The organism is Sphaerisporangium sp. NPDC051011, assembly GCF_040653595.1.
In the GTDB taxonomy this organism is placed as follows: Bacteria; Actinomycetota; Actinomycetes; order Streptosporangiales; family Streptosporangiaceae; genus Sphaerisporangium.
Genome location: NZ_JBFAGG010000005.1, coordinates 109,631 through 122,946, shown reverse-complemented (window position 1 = coordinate 122,946; position 13,316 = coordinate 109,631). Strand labels below are relative to the sequence as shown.

Annotated in this window: 12 protein-coding genes; 10 read left to right on the top strand and 2 right to left on the bottom strand. The window is 72.8% G+C overall.

Features of this window, described 5'->3' with window-relative positions; genetic code table 11:
* Positions 1-18 precede the first annotated feature (18 nt).
* Both AB0H21_RS13430 and AB0H21_RS13425 read left to right on the top strand, forming a co-directional pair.
* Positions 19-297, top strand: coding sequence for a MoaD/ThiS family protein (locus tag AB0H21_RS13430; protein WP_358515728.1), 279 nt, complete (start codon positions 19-21; stop codon positions 295-297).
* A gap of 2 nt (positions 298-299) precedes the next feature.
* Positions 300-1,247, top strand: a complete 948-nt coding sequence (locus AB0H21_RS13425; protein ID WP_358515726.1) for a cysteine synthase — start codon at positions 300-302, stop codon at positions 1,245-1,247.
* Between the two features lie 180 nt (positions 1,248-1,427).
* Here AB0H21_RS13425 and AB0H21_RS13420 read toward each other — a convergent pair whose 3' ends face one another.
* Positions 1,428-3,179 (bottom strand): DUF3352 domain-containing protein, encoded by a 1,752-nt coding sequence (locus tag AB0H21_RS13420; protein WP_358515723.1) that lies wholly within the window; start codon positions 3,177-3,179, stop codon positions 1,428-1,430.
* 219 nt (positions 3,180-3,398) lie between these two features.
* Here AB0H21_RS13420 and AB0H21_RS13415 point away from each other — a divergent pair, with 219 nt between their 5' ends.
* From AB0H21_RS13415 to AB0H21_RS13380, 8 genes are all read left to right on the top strand, one after another.
* Positions 3,399-4,217 (top strand): thioesterase family protein, encoded by an 819-nt coding sequence (locus AB0H21_RS13415; RefSeq protein ID WP_358515720.1) that lies wholly within the window; start codon positions 3,399-3,401, stop codon positions 4,215-4,217.
* A 66-nt stretch (positions 4,218-4,283) separates the two neighbouring features.
* Positions 4,284-5,195: a glutamate racemase gene (murI, locus tag AB0H21_RS13410; RefSeq protein ID WP_358515717.1), complete on the top strand. Its 912-nt coding sequence runs from the start codon at positions 4,284-4,286 to the stop codon at positions 5,193-5,195.
* Positions 5,196-5,322: 127 nt separating this feature from the next.
* On the top strand, positions 5,323-6,075 hold the full coding sequence (locus tag AB0H21_RS13405; RefSeq protein ID WP_358515714.1) for an MBL fold metallo-hydrolase: 753 nt from the start codon (positions 5,323-5,325) through the stop codon (positions 6,073-6,075).
* A gap of 4 nt (positions 6,076-6,079) precedes the next feature.
* Entirely contained in the window at positions 6,080-6,796 is a 717-nt protein-coding gene (gene rph / locus AB0H21_RS13400; protein WP_358515711.1) for a ribonuclease PH, read from the top strand.
* Entirely contained in the window at positions 6,793-7,404 is a 612-nt protein-coding gene (gene rdgB / locus AB0H21_RS13395; RefSeq protein ID WP_358515707.1) for an RdgB/HAM1 family non-canonical purine NTP pyrophosphatase, read from the top strand. Before rph ends, rdgB begins: the two co-directional genes overlap by 4 nt.
* Before the next feature lie 127 nt (positions 7,405-7,531).
* A complete protein-coding gene (locus AB0H21_RS13390) occupies positions 7,532-9,244 on the top strand; it encodes a molybdopterin-dependent oxidoreductase (RefSeq protein WP_358515704.1) in 1,713 nt (570 codons plus the stop codon).
* A 216-nt stretch (positions 9,245-9,460) separates the two neighbouring features.
* Positions 9,461-10,363: a toxin glutamine deamidase domain-containing protein gene (locus AB0H21_RS13385; protein ID WP_358515701.1), complete on the top strand. Its 903-nt coding sequence runs from the start codon at positions 9,461-9,463 to the stop codon at positions 10,361-10,363.
* 43 nt (positions 10,364-10,406) lie between these two features.
* The gene (locus AB0H21_RS13380; protein WP_358515698.1) at positions 10,407-10,685 is read left to right on the top strand and encodes a hypothetical protein; all 279 of its coding nucleotides are present in this window, start codon (positions 10,407-10,409) and stop codon (positions 10,683-10,685) included.
* A 120-nt stretch (positions 10,686-10,805) separates the two neighbouring features.
* On the opposite strand, the gene AB0H21_RS13375 is transcribed toward AB0H21_RS13380, so the two are convergent.
* Positions 10,806-13,316: an FtsX-like permease family protein gene (locus AB0H21_RS13375; protein WP_358515695.1), complete on the bottom strand. Its 2,511-nt coding sequence runs from the start codon at positions 13,314-13,316 to the stop codon at positions 10,806-10,808.

Here is a 13,316-nt window from a genome sequence, read left to right as displayed (position 1 = left end):
CAAGGAGACTGACCCGCGATGGCCATCGAGGTTCGCATTCCGACCATCCTCCGCACCTACACCGGCGGCGAGAAGTCCGTCAGCGGCGCCGGTGCGACGCTGTCCGACCTGATCGGCGACCTGGAGTCCCGCCACCCCGGCATCAAGGAGCGCATCGTCGACGAGTCCGGTCTGCGCCGGTTCGTCAACGTCTACCTCAACGACGAGGACGTCCGCTTCCTGGGCGGCCTCGACACTCCCGTCTCAGACGGCGACACCGTCACGGTGCTTCCCGCCGTGGCCGGGGGCGCGCGCTAGTCATGCGCTTCGACTCGCTGATCGAATCGGTCGGGCGCACGCCGCTGGTGGGGCTGCCACGCCTGTCCCCGTCCGCGGACGTCCGCGTCTGGGCGAAGCTGGAGGACCGCAACCCGACCGGCTCGGTCAAGGACCGCCCGGCGCTGTGGATGATCGAGCAGGCCGAGAAGGACGGCCTGCTCAGCCCCGGCTGCACGATCCTGGAGCCGACCTCGGGCAACACCGGCATCTCGCTGGCCATGTCCGCCCGGCTCAAGGGCTACAAGCTGATCTGTGTCATGCCGGAGAACACCTCCGACGAGCGCCGCCAGCTTCTGCGCATGTGGGGAGCCGAGATCATCTCCTCGCCGGCGGCGGGCGGCTCCAACGAGGCCGTGCGCGTCGCCAAGGGGCTCGCGGCCGAGAACCCCTCGTGGGTGATGCTCTACCAGTACGGGAACCCGGCCAACTGGCGCTCCCACTACGAGTCGACCGGGCCCGAGATCCTCGAGGACCTTCCCTCGATCACGCACTTCGTGGCCGGGCTCGGCACCACCGGCACGCTGATGGGGGTCGGGCGCTTCCTGCGCGAGCGGGTGCCCGGCGTCCAGATCGTCGCCGCCGAGCCGCGGTACGGCGAGCTGGTGTACGGGCTGCGCAACGTGGACGAGGGCTTCATCCCCGAGATCTACGACGCCGACGTCCTCACCACGCGCTACTCCGTGACCTCGGCCGACGCGCTGCGGCGCACGCGCGAGCTGCTCGGCGCCGAGGGCATCTTCGCCGGCATCTCCACCGGCTGCGCGCTGCACGCGGCGCTCGGCATGGCGGCCAAGGCGGTGAAGGCGGGCGAGCGCGCCGACATCGCGTTCATCGTGGCCGACGGCGGCTGGAAGTACCTGTCCACGGGCGCCTACGAGGGCACCCTGGACGAGGCCGAGGACCGCCTGGAGGGCCAGCTCTGGGCCTAGCGTCGGTGCCAGCAGCTCTGGGCCTGGCCTCAGTGCCCGCTCTGAGCCGGTTCTGTACCGGTTTTGAGCCGGTCACGAGCTGATCATGAGCGGCTTCTGGGCGAAGCCTCGGCGCTGCTCGTTTCGGACGTACGACGAAGGGCCGGCCCCCGGACGGGGAGCCGGCCCTTCGTTGGTACCTCAGTTGAACAGGACCCGCAGGGTGAAGGACCCGGTGTCGCCGGACTGCCGGCCGCTGATGCCCACGGCCTTCAGCTTCTCCACGCTCGCCCTCTCGTCGCCGTTCAGCGAGTTCAGGTAGTACTTCTCCAGCTTGTCCAGGTCGACGTACAGCGCGGCGCTCGCCGAGCCGGCGTCGGGGACCGCGGTCTTGAAGGTCTCGCTGTCGCCGAGCGCCCCGTCCTGCGCGAGCAGCGCCGCGTAGTCCTGGGTGCTGGCGAGCACGAGCCGCCCGTCCGCGGCCACCTTGGCGATCTGCGGCACCCCCGTGCCGGACTTCTGGGCGGCGGCCTCCAGCTTGGCGACGACCTCCTGCGCCTTGGCGGGGTCGGTGGTGAGCACCGCGCCGATGTTGGGCAGTTCCCCGTCCAGGCCCTTCTCGTCGACCGCGACGGTGAGGTTCTTGCCGAGCAGGGTCACCGCGTCGTCCGGCAGCGTGATGCCGTACGCCTGCTGGGCCATCGCGACGATGTCGCCCCCGCCCTGGGCCCCGGCGGCCGACTCGATGGTCTTGAGCAGCTCGGGCCACTGCTTGGAGAGCAGGTCGCCGAGCCCGGAGATCGAGACCGCGCCGACGGTCGAGGCGGGCAGGTCGGCGATACGGCTCGGCTCGCTCGCGTCGACGGCCTTGACGCCGCTGGTGGCGACGCTCAGCTCGGCGTAGCCGCTGTCGAAGCGCAGGGCTCCGGCGAAGCGCGCGTTCTCGGCGAGGCCGAGGGCGGCGCGGTCGGCGCCCGTGGTGTCGGCGATGATCTTGGAGAGGTGCCCCATGTCCGCCCAGAAGGACAGGATGCCGGGGTCGCCGAGGGACTTGAGGTCGGCGGTGAAGTTCGCGTTGGCCGACAGCGGCGCGGCGGCGGCGTACCCGTCGGCGGCCCGCTGGGTCGCGGCCATGAGCGCGTAGCCCTCGCGGAAGGCCAGGCCCTTCAGCTCGCCGCCCTTGTTCAGCTTGGCCAGCCCCGTGCGGGCGGCGGCCTCGTCGGTGACCTGGACGGCGAGCACGACCTCGGGCTGCCCCTTCTTCGTGTCGGCGGGGGCGCGCAGCGCGAGACCGATCCGGTCGCCGAGCCAGGGCTGGATGTCGCGGGCGTAATCGATCTTGTCAAGGGCCCCGCTCTTGCCGATCAGCTCGGCCAGCGCCTTGCGCGGGTCGTCGCCGGAGAAGCTGTCCTGGGTCGCGGGGAACTTGCGCGCCAGGCTGAACAGCGCCAGCTTCTGGGCCGCGGACGGGTCGAGGTCCAGCCGCGCGTACACCAGGGCGTCGCCGGGCAGCACGTCCTCGGGCTGGGTCCCGCCGCCGCTGAGCAGGTTCATCGCGTACACGCCGCCACCGCCGACCAGCGCCACGATCACGGCGGCGATCACGGCCAGTAACCAGCCGCCGCGCCGCTTCCTCCGGTGGCCCGGCGGGGGAGGGGGCTGCATGGGCGGCCCCAGCTCTCCGCCCTGCCAGGTCGGTGGGCCCTCCACCGGCGGCGGGGCATAGCCGTACGGCTGCTGTCCGTAGCCCGCCTGCTGCCCGTATCCGGCCTGCTGCCCGTATCCGGCCTGCTGCCCGTATCCGGCCTGTTGTTCGTACCCTGGCTGCTGGCCGTATCCGGCTTGCCGACCGTACCCGGCGGGAGTGGGTCCGCCGCCGGGCGTCCGGTAGTGCACCGTGGCCTCCGGGTCCTGGTTGAAGGGGTACGGGGGATAGGGCTGCTGGTCAGACATGATCCACTCTCGCCGTCTCATGGGGTTCGGTCATGAAAGTAGATCGTCCCGGTAGCAGGCCGCTTGCAAGACGCTTTCGCCTTCATAAGTAGGGATATTTCAAGTCGGGCCGAGCGTTCGCGGCCCCTCCGCCGCCAGGACGCCACCGGGCGTCGGTAAAGTAGGGGTGAACAGAACAATATTCGGCAGGCTCGGCCGGGCGAGGGCTCAAGGGGACAGATGACGAAGTTCGACGAGGCCACCCAGGCCATCCGGGTCGACGCGACGACCTACGACGTGTGCCTGGACCCCGGCTACTCCATCGGCGGCCCGCTCAACGGCGGCTACCTCATGGCCGCGCTGCTGCGGGCGGTCGTCGACGCCTCCCCGCACGACCACCCCGTCTCGACGTCCGTCCAGTTCCTCCGCGCGGCGGCGCCGGGCCCGGCCCGGGTCCACCTGGAACAGGTCAAGACAGGCAGGACGGCCACCGTGACCCGGGCCACGCTGGTCCGTGACGGCCGGGCCCACCTCGACGCCCTCGTCACGACCGCCACGCTCGGCGCCGCCGCGAGCACCTGGTCGGGGACGCCCGCCGTCGCCATGCCCCCCGTCGAGGAATGCGTGACGCTGCCCGAGCCGAAGCCCGAGTCGAACATGACGTTCAGCGCCCGCATGGAGCTGCGCTTCGACCCGCCCACCATCGGCTGGCTCCACGGCGAGCCGACCGGACGGCCCGAGTCGCGTGCGTACTTCCGCATGGCCGAGCCGCAGGACCCCGACCCGTTCGTCCTGGCCCTGGCCGTGGACGCGCTGCCGCCGGTCGTGTTCTCGGCCGGGAGCCGGGGCTGGGCGCCCACCGTGGAGCTGACCTGGCACCTGCGCGCCCTGCCGGCGCCCGGCTGGCTCACGCTCATCGGCCACGGACGGCTGATCAGGGACGGCTGGTTCGACGAGGACGTCGAGGTGTGGGACTCCGCGGGCCACCTCGTCGCCCAGTCGCGCCAGCTCGCCCGCCTCGGCCGGGGCGGGCGAGCCGGCGCGACCGGGCCGGCATAGACGATTACCGCCGTGTGAGGATTCTTACCGCGAGCGATTGACCGCGCTCCCCTAACCTTGGGAATCATGTCGGACATCGGGAGCGTCGCCCACACGCCGTGGGTCAGCATCAGGGAGTCCTCGGGCGAGGACATCGGCCGCGAGGAGCCCGCGATCGGGATCTTCGACAGCGGCGTCGGCGGCCTCACCGTCGCGCGGGCGATCATCGACCAGCTTCCGGGCGAGTCGATCCTCTACGTCGCCGACACCGCGCGCCAGCCGTACGGGCCCAAGCGCATCGCCGAGGTGCGCGCCTACGCCCTCCAGGTCATGGACCACCTCGTCGAGGCCGACGTCAAGATGCTCGTGATCGCCTGCAACAGCGCCAGCGCGGCCGTCCTGAGGGACGCCAGGGAGCGCTACGACGTCCCGGTGGTGGAGGTGATCCTCCCGGCGACACGCAGGGCCGTGCGGGCCACCAGGAACGGCCGGGTCGGGGTGATCGCGACCCGCGCCACCATCGAGTCGATGGCCTACCACGACGCCTTCGCGGCCGCCCCGGACGTCCGCCTCACCGGCGTGGCCGCCCCCCGGCTGGTGGAGTTCGTGGAGCGCGGAGAGACGATGAGCGAGGAGCTGATCGAGGTCGCCCGCGGGTACCTGCGGCCGGTGATCGACGAGGGCTGCGACACGCTGATCCTCGGCTGCACCCACTACCCGCTGCTCGCCGGGGCCATCTCCTATGTGATGGGGGAGGGCGTCACGCTGGTGTCGAGCGCGGACGAGACCGCCAAGGACGTCTTCCGCGTCCTGCACGACCGCGGGCTGGTGGGGCAGGGCACGGGGCCCCGGCACCGGTTCCGCGCGACCGGCGACGGCACCCTGTTCGCCGACCTCGGCCGGCGCTTCCTCGGCCCCGAGATCGTCACCGTCGAACGCGCGCCGCTCGACGGGACGGCGGACGAGGAGGCGCTGACCGCGCCCGTCCAGCCCGGTTAGGCGGGTCAGGCGGGTCAGACGGGTCAGGCGCTCGGGGGTGGGCGGTGATGCGGGGCACAACAGCGAGCCGGTGCGACAGGCGGCCTCGGGGAGGGGCGCGCCGCGCCGGGAGAGTAAGGAGAAAGCCGTGAAGCTGACGATCGTGGGATGCTCCGGGAGCTTTCCCGGCCCGGACAGCCCCGCGTCCTGTTATCTGCTGGAGGCCGAGGGCTTCCGCATGCTGCTCGACTTCGGCAACGGCTCGCTCGGACCCCTGCAGCGGCATATCGGCCTGTACGACGTCGACGCCATCTGCCTGTCCCACCTGCACGCCGACCACTGCCTGGACCTGTGCGCCTATCACGTCGTGCGCACCTACGCCCCCGTCCGGCCCCTGCCGCGCGTCCCGGTCCACGCGCCCCGGGACGCCCCTCGCCGCCTCGCCGCCGCCTACGGCATGGACGAGGAGCCTGGCCTGGAGACCGCGTTCGACTTCGCGCCGCTCGCGCCGGGCACCTTCCGCGTGGGCCCGTTCGAGGTGACCGCCGCCCTGATGAACCACCCCGTCGAGACCTACGGCTTCCGCGTCTCGCACGGCGGGCGCTCGGTGGCGTACTCCGGCGACACCGGCGAGTGCCCCGAGCTGGTCGAACTCGCCGCGGACGCCGACATCCTGCTCTGCGAGGCGTCCTTCCTGGACCGTCCGGGCAATCCGAAGGGCCTGCACATGACCGGCGGGCAGGCGGCCGAGCACGCCGCGCGCGCCGGCGTCGGCACGCTGGTGCTCACCCATCTGGTGCCCTGGTACGACCCCGCGGAGGTGCTCGCCGAGGCCCGTCGCGCGGGCTTCGGCGGCGACATCGAACTCGCGCGGAGCGGGGCCGTGTATGACCTAAGGTGAGCCCATGGCACGTGAAGACGGGCGCAGGCCCGATCAGCTTCGGCCCGTCACGATCACCCGTGGCTGGCTCGCTCACGCCGAGGGCTCGGTCCTCGTGGAGTTCGGGCGCACCAAAGTGCTGTGCGCCGCCTCTGTGCAGGACAGCGTGCCGCGATGGCGCAGGGGCAGCGGGCTCGGCTGGATCACCGCCGAGTACGCCATGCTGCCCCGGGCCACCAACACCCGCGGCGACCGCGAGTCGGTGCGCGGCAAGATCGGCGGGCGCACGCACGAGATCTCCCGCCTGATCGGGCGGTCCCTGCGCGCCTGCGTCGACTACAAGGCCCTCGGCGAGAACAGCATCGTCCTCGACTGCGACGTTCTGCAGGCCGACGGCGGCACGCGCACCGCCGCCATCACCGGGGCCTACGTCGCGCTCGCCGACGCCGTGGCGTGGATGCGCGCGCGCAAGATGTGCCCGGGCGACCCGCTGGTCAACTCCGTCGCCGCCGTCTCGGTGGGCGTCGTGGGCACCTCCACCCTGCTCGACCTCTGCTACAGCGAGGACGTCGCGGCCGAGACGGACATGAACGTCGTCATGACCGGGTCGGGGGAGTTCGTCGAGGTCCAGGGCACCGCCGAGGGCGTTCCCTTCGACCGCGGCGCGCTCGACTCGCTGCTCGACCTCGCCGCCGGGGGCTGCGCCGAGCTGACCGTCCGCCAGCGTGAGGCGCTCGCATGAGCGGTGCGGCGCGAGTCGTGCTCGCCACGCGCAACCAGGGCAAGATCGTCGAGCTTCGCCGCATCCTGGCCGAGGCCGATCAGAAGATCGAGCTCGTCGGCCTGGAGGAGTTCCCCGAGATCGGCGAGGTCGCCGAGACCGGCCTCACGTTCGCCGAGAACGCTCTGCTCAAGGCGCACGCCGTCGCCTCGGCCAGCGGGCTGCCCGCCGTCGCCGACGACTCCGGGCTGTGCGTCGAGGCGCTGAACGGCATGCCGGGCGTCTTCTCCGCCCGATGGTCGGGGTCGCACGGCGACGACGCCGGGAACCTGCGGCTCCTGCTCGCCCAGGTCTCCGACGTTCCCGACGGCCGCAGGGGCGCCCACTTCGCCTGCGCGGCCGCCGCCGCCCTGCCGTCCGGTGAGGAGCGCGTGGTCGAGGGCGCTCTTCATGGCGCGCTCGTCCGCGCCTCGCGCGGCACCAATGGGTTCGGGTACGACCCGATCTTCGTGCCGGAGGGCGAGACGCGCACGACCGCCGAGATGTCCCCGGCCGAGAAGGACGCGATCAGCCACCGCGGGCGGGCCTTCCGCGCGCTCGTCCCCGCCCTGCGCGACCTGCTCGGCTGAACCAGCCGAGCAGAGCGAGGCCATGGGCACAGCCCCGTCACCCGGCGGCGGTACCCGCCTGGTACGCCCAGGTTCCCGTAACCAGGGCGTAAGAACCGGCGGGGGCTTTGGGCGTAGCGTTCGCTGTGTGAAGGACTTCAACGCGCGTTCGCGTGCGGACGCGTGGGCGGCGGCGCTCGCCGGGCTGGTGGCGGGCGCCGTGGCGCTCGGAGTCGGCCAGCTCGCCGCCGGGCTGATCGACCCGGGCGCGGCGCCGGTCATCGCGGTCGGCGACGCGACGGTCGACCGCACCCCGCAGGCCCTGAAGGACTGGGCGATCCGCACGTTCGGCACGAACGACAAGGTCGTGCTCATCGGCGGCATCGTGGTGGTGCTCGCGCTCGTCGCGGCCGGGCTCGGCCTGCTCGCCCGCCGCCGGCCCGGGCTCGCGACGGCCGGGCTGCTCGTCTTCGGGCTGGTCGGCGCGGTCGCGGCGTCCACCCGGCCGGACGCGGGGTCGCTGGACGCCGTCCCGTCGGTCCTCGGCGCGGCCGTCGGGGCCTGGGCGCTGCGCCTCATCGTCCGCCGCGCCTGGCCGCCCGGCCACTACGCCGGCCTGGACCAGGACGCCGCCGTGCGCGACAGTGGTGAGGGCGCTCACGGTGGCGAGGACGCCGGGGCTCACGGTGGCGAGGACGCCACGGGCGACGGCGGACATCGGGTCGCGGGCCACGGCGACGTCGACCGGGCGCGGTACCCCGCCGTCATGCGCGCGGGCGGCCGGCCGCACGAGTTCGACCGGCGCGGCCTGCTCACCGGCGTCGTCGCGGGCGTCGCCGTCGCGGGGGTCGCCGGGCTGGCGGGACGGGGACTGGCCGGGCGCCTGGAAGTCGGCGCCGAACGGGCCAAGATCGCGCTGCCCAGGCCCGCGAAGCCGCTCGGGCCGATCCCGGTGGGCGCCGACCTGCGACTGAAGGACCTTTCCCCCTTCATCACCCCGAACCGGGACTTCTACCGCATCGACACCGCGCTGGTCCTCCCGCAGGTCGACCCCAAGACGTGGAAGCTGAAGATCCACGGCATGGTGGACCGGCCCGTCGAGCTGACCTACGACCAGCTCCTGAGGCGCCCGCTGAGGGAGGCCGACGTGACGCTGACCTGCGTCTCCAACGACGTCGGCGGCCCGTACGTCGGCAACGCCCGCTGGCTCGGCGCGAGCCTGGCCGACATACTGCGCGAGGCGGGTGTCCAGTCCGGCGCCGACATGCTGCTGTCGACGTCCACCGACGGCTGGACGTCCGGCACCCCCGTGGACGTCGTGATGGACGGCCGTGACGCGCTGCTCGCCATCGCCATGAACGGCGAGCCCCTTCCCCTCGCGCACGGCTTCCCGGTGCGCCAGGTCGTCCCCGGCCTGTACGGCTACGTCTCGGCGACGAAGTGGATCACCGAGATCAAGGTCGGCCGCTACGACCAGGAGGAGGCGTACTGGACCGAGCGCGGCTGGGCGCCCAAGGGCCCGATCAAGACGGAGTCCCGCATCGACCTGCCCCGGGGCGGCTCCACCATCCGCGCGGGCCGGACGCGGATCGCCGGTGTGGCCTGGGCGCAGCACAAGGGCATCGACGCGGTCGAGGTGCGCGTCGACAAGGGCCCGTGGCGGCAGGCGCGCCTCGCCGAGGTGCCGGGCATCGACACCTGGCGGCAGTGGGTCGTGGACGGCTGGGACGCCACTCCCGGCGAGCACACGATCGAGGTTCGCGCCACCGACGCCACCGGCTACACCCAGACGCCCGACTACGCCCCGGTCATCCCGGACGGCGCGACGGGCTGGCACTCCATCCTCGTCGTGGTGAAGTGAGCTCACCCGAGGGGCGCGCGCATGCGCCGCACCTTCCGGGCGTACTGGCTGCGGCAGGGGCAGGGTTGATCTCCGCTTGATATGGCTTCGCAGCCGAAGGGGACTCGGTACAGGGGAGACCGGTGGCCCCAGGTGAATTCCCGAATCGGCCGTCCCCCGCCGAGACGCGGCCCTACGATCGACGTCTGTCCGGGGGTACGGGGGTTGGGGGAGACCATGTCCGGATCCAGGCATGACGGCGCGCCGAGGACGTTCCGGGGACGTTCCACGGTGGTGAGGTACAACCCGGTCGTCACGGCCGACGGCGTCCGCTGGCGCGACTACGAGCTGGCCGCCGAGGCACACACCGGCGAGTGGCGTCCCGCGCCGGTCGCCACCCACGACTCCGGGACGTGGCACGCGATGCCCGCCCACGACTCCGGGACGTGGCACGCGACCCCGGCCCGCGAGGAGGTCCTCGCGGCCGAGGCGCCGCCCCCGCCGTGGCCGGGGCCGGTCGAGGACTGGTTCGACATGCCGGGCAGGCCGCCTCGGCTGGACACGTGCAGGCCCTACGGGACGCCGGGCGGGCTCGCCTGGCCGGACCCGCAGCTCCAGCGGGACCTGTGCCAGGTGCTCCCCCCGGGAGCCCGTTTCCCCGACCCGCGCGGCGCCTGGATCCGCCTGGTCAACGGGGAGGGGCCCGGCGAAGACCCGTTCCGGGCGACCAACGCCCTCGACTGCGCGCTGGCGGTGATCTCCACCTGGCACGGCGAGCCGATGGTCGCGGCCCCGCGCCTGCCCGAGTACGACCGGCTGGGCAGGCCCTCGCTGACCGGTGAGGCGGGCGGCGTGGCGCGGGCCGAGCGGTGGCTGGGGCACCGTTTCGAGTACGTCGGGCAGGGCCGCCGCGCGTACACGGCGATCGCCCAGCGGCTGCGCACGGGCGGGCACGGCGCGTCGGCCGTGCTGGTCACGCGCTGGCCCTCGGGAGGCGCGCACGCGTGGAACGCGGTCAACTCGGCGGGCGCGGTGGTGTGGGTGGACGCGCAACGCGGTCACACGTCCGTGGACGCGCCCCGAGGTCCGGTCACGGGCGTCTTCTGCGTCGTCACGGACCGCCGGGGGAGGCGGCTGTGAGCCATTCGGGAGCCATTCGGGGAGGCGGCGTGGGGAGGCTCCGGTGAGTGAGTTGTCGGCGGAGCGGGCGCGGGCGCTGGCCGAGGAGTACTTCAACGGGCCGCTTCCCGCGGGGCAGGCCACCGAGGTCGGGCTGCACGCGTTCGAGGGCGGATATGTCGCCTGGCCGAAGGCCCCAGAGCCCGAGGACCCGAGCGTCCTGCCGGACGTCGCCGGAGGCGGCTGCGTCGTCATCGACAAGGTGACCGGCGAGCTGTCGATCCGTCCGCTGCTGACCCCGGAGGCCGTGGCGGAGCAGTGGCCGGGACACCGCCCCAGATGACGCGGTGGCCGGGACATCGCCCCACATGCGAGGGATGTCCCGGCCAGGTGATGACGGCACCGCTCGTGGCGCGTCATCGGCGAGATCCGTCCCGATCCCGTCCGCGGCGGGCGTCGTGTGTCAGTCGCTCGCCAGGGAGCCGACGATGGACGCGCGGGCCGCCCTGCGTCCGGGCAGCAGCGCCGCGAGGACGCCGGCGACTCCGGAGAGTGCGATGAAGAGCAGCACCTGCGTGACCGGTAGCCGGAAGAGCACGTCCTTCACCAGCGTCTGCGTGGCGGCCCAGCCGAACGCTCCACCGAGGACGACCCCGACGATCGCCCCGATCAGCCCGAGGATCAGCGCCTCCAGCGACAGCATGCGCCGCAGCTGCGGCCGGGTCAGGCCGAGGGCACGCAGCAGCGCCGACTCCCGCGTCCGCTCGTACACCGACAGGCTCAGCGTGTTGGCGATGCCGAGCAGCGAGATGAGGATCGCCAGGCCGAGCAGGCCGGTGATGACCATCAGCATCGTGTTCAGCACGTCGTCGAACTGGCCCCTGATCTCGGTCGAGCTGACGACCTTCGCGGCCGGATAGGCCTGGGTCGCGTCCTCGACGGCCTTCCTGGCCACCCCGGCGGCGACGCCGTCCTTGGCGTTGACGAGCACCTGGTCGTCGTTGACGTGGCCGAACCATTTCTCGAAGGTGGCCGGGGGCACGGTGATTTCGGGCAGCTGCGCGGAGTCGTCGAAGATCGCGATGACCTTGACCTTCACGGTCCCCGACTTCGGGATGGAGAGCGCGAGCGTGCCGCCCGGCTGCGCGCCGAGCTCCTTGGCGACGGCGGTCCCGACGATGGCGGTCCTCCCGGTGAACCCCTCGATGGACCCCTTCTGCGTCACCACCTTGTACGGCCCGTCGTACGTGCCGACCCGGTAGGGGGTGCGGCCCACGCGCGCCTCGCCCTGGCGGATCTGCACCACGGACGCCAGCTCGGGCCGGGCGCGCAGGCCGGCGGCGAGTTCCCTCGGCACGCCCGCCGGGCCGTCGGAGCGCTGGAACGAGCCCTGGGACATGACCGTGTAGTCGACGGGGAACTGCGCGTCGAGCTGGGCCGTGACCGTCGCGCGGGTGGTGGCGGTGATGACCGAGATCAGCGTCATGAGCGTGACGCCGATCGTCAGCGCGACCGTCGTGGTGGCGGACCGCTTGGGGTTGCGCCGCGAGTTGTCCACGGCGAGCCTGCCGGGCACGCCGGACAGCTTGGCGGGCAGCCAGCCCGCGAACGCGCTCAGCGGCCGGACGATGACCGGGCCGAGGATCAGCACCGCGCAGAACGTGAGCACGCCGCCCGCCATGACGATGAACAGCGCCTCTTGTCCCGGGGCGGCCATGACCCCCGCGGCCGTGGCGCCCACGCCGGCGAGCAGGAAGAGCGCCGCGAAGACCATCCGCAGGACGCCGGCCCTGAACGTCTGCTCGCCGGTCTGGGTGCGCAGCGCCGCGATGGGGGCGACCCTGGTGGCCGTACGGGCGGGCAGCAGCGCCGCGCCGACGGTGACGACCACGCCGATGGCGAGCGCGACCGCGATCGTGCGGGGCGCGAGCGAGACGGCGGCCGCGGGCAGGTCCTGCCCCATCGCGCCGGCCACGGCGATCGCCCCCCAGCCGAGGCCGTACCCCACCGCCAGGCCGAGCAGCGAGGCGATGACCCCGACCACCGCGGACTCCAGCAGGACCGAGCCGAAGACCTGCTTGCGCGTGGCGCCGATGCAGCGCAGCAGCGCCATCTCGCGGGTGCGCTGGGCGACCAGGATGTTGAACGTGTTGTAGATGACCAGCGCCGCCACGAGCATCGCGACGACCCCGAACATCAGCAGGCCCAGGGTGATGAACTGAATGTTGGCGCCGTTGGCCTTGGCCAGCTCGTCGGCGAGCTCGTCCCCGGTCTGGATCTTGTGGTCCGCGCCGCCGAGCGCCGACGAGACCGCCTTCTTCAGGGCCTGCGGCGTGACGCCGGGCGTGGCGGCCACGTCGATCTCGCGGAAGCCCTTCTGGCCCGTCATCGCCTGCGCGGTCGCCGTGGTGAACCCGACGGCGCCGGTGTAGGCGATCCGCTGGTCGACGCCCGCGTCGAACAGGCCGACCACGCGGAAGGCGTGCCGCTTCCCGGCGTGGTCCAGCACCTGGACGGTGTCCCCGATCGCGAAGCCCCGGGTCTTGGCCGTGTCCTTGTCGAGGACGGCCTGGTCCGCGGCGGCCGGTGCGGCACCGGAGGTGACCTCCGTGCGGCCGAGCCTGCCGGTGACGATGGAGACGCCCGCCGTCGGGAAGTCGCCGACGGCCTTCCCGTCCTTGCCAATCAGCGGCGCCTCCCCCTGGACGATGCCCTGCGCCTCGGCCACCCCGGTCGCCTTGCGCACCTTGTCCAGGTCCGCGGCGGTGAGCGGGGCCGACGCGTCCGGGGACAGGAGCACCGCGACGTCCACCTTGTCGGCGGACGCGGCCATCTTCTGGGTGAAGCTCGCCTGGATGGTGTCGGTCAGCACGAACGTGCCCGCGATGAACCCTACGCCGAGGGTGATGGCCAGGGAGGTGAGCAGGAGCCGCAGCTTGTGCGCCCGCAGCCCCGCCAGCGTGGTCTTCAGCAC

Coding starts and splice junctions, on each gene's coding strand:
- AB0H21_RS13415 (WP_358515720.1), top strand. CDS start 3,399: ATGACGAAGTTCGACGAGGCCACCCAGGCCATCCGGGTCGACGCGACG.
- AB0H21_RS13385 (WP_358515701.1), top strand. CDS start 9,461: ATGTCCGGATCCAGGCATGACGGCGCGCCGAGGACGTTCCGGGGACGT.
- AB0H21_RS13425 (WP_358515726.1), top strand. CDS start 300: ATGCGCTTCGACTCGCTGATCGAATCGGTCGGGCGCACGCCGCTGGTG.
- AB0H21_RS13430 (WP_358515728.1), top strand. CDS start 19: ATGGCCATCGAGGTTCGCATTCCGACCATCCTCCGCACCTACACCGGC.
- rdgB (WP_358515707.1), top strand. CDS start 6,793: ATGAGCGGTGCGGCGCGAGTCGTGCTCGCCACGCGCAACCAGGGCAAG.
- rph (WP_358515711.1), top strand. CDS start 6,080: ATGGCACGTGAAGACGGGCGCAGGCCCGATCAGCTTCGGCCCGTCACG.
- AB0H21_RS13420 (WP_358515723.1), bottom strand. CDS start 3,179: ATGTCTGACCAGCAGCCCTATCCCCCGTACCCCTTCAACCAGGACCCG.
- murI (WP_358515717.1), top strand. CDS start 4,284: ATGTCGGACATCGGGAGCGTCGCCCACACGCCGTGGGTCAGCATCAGG.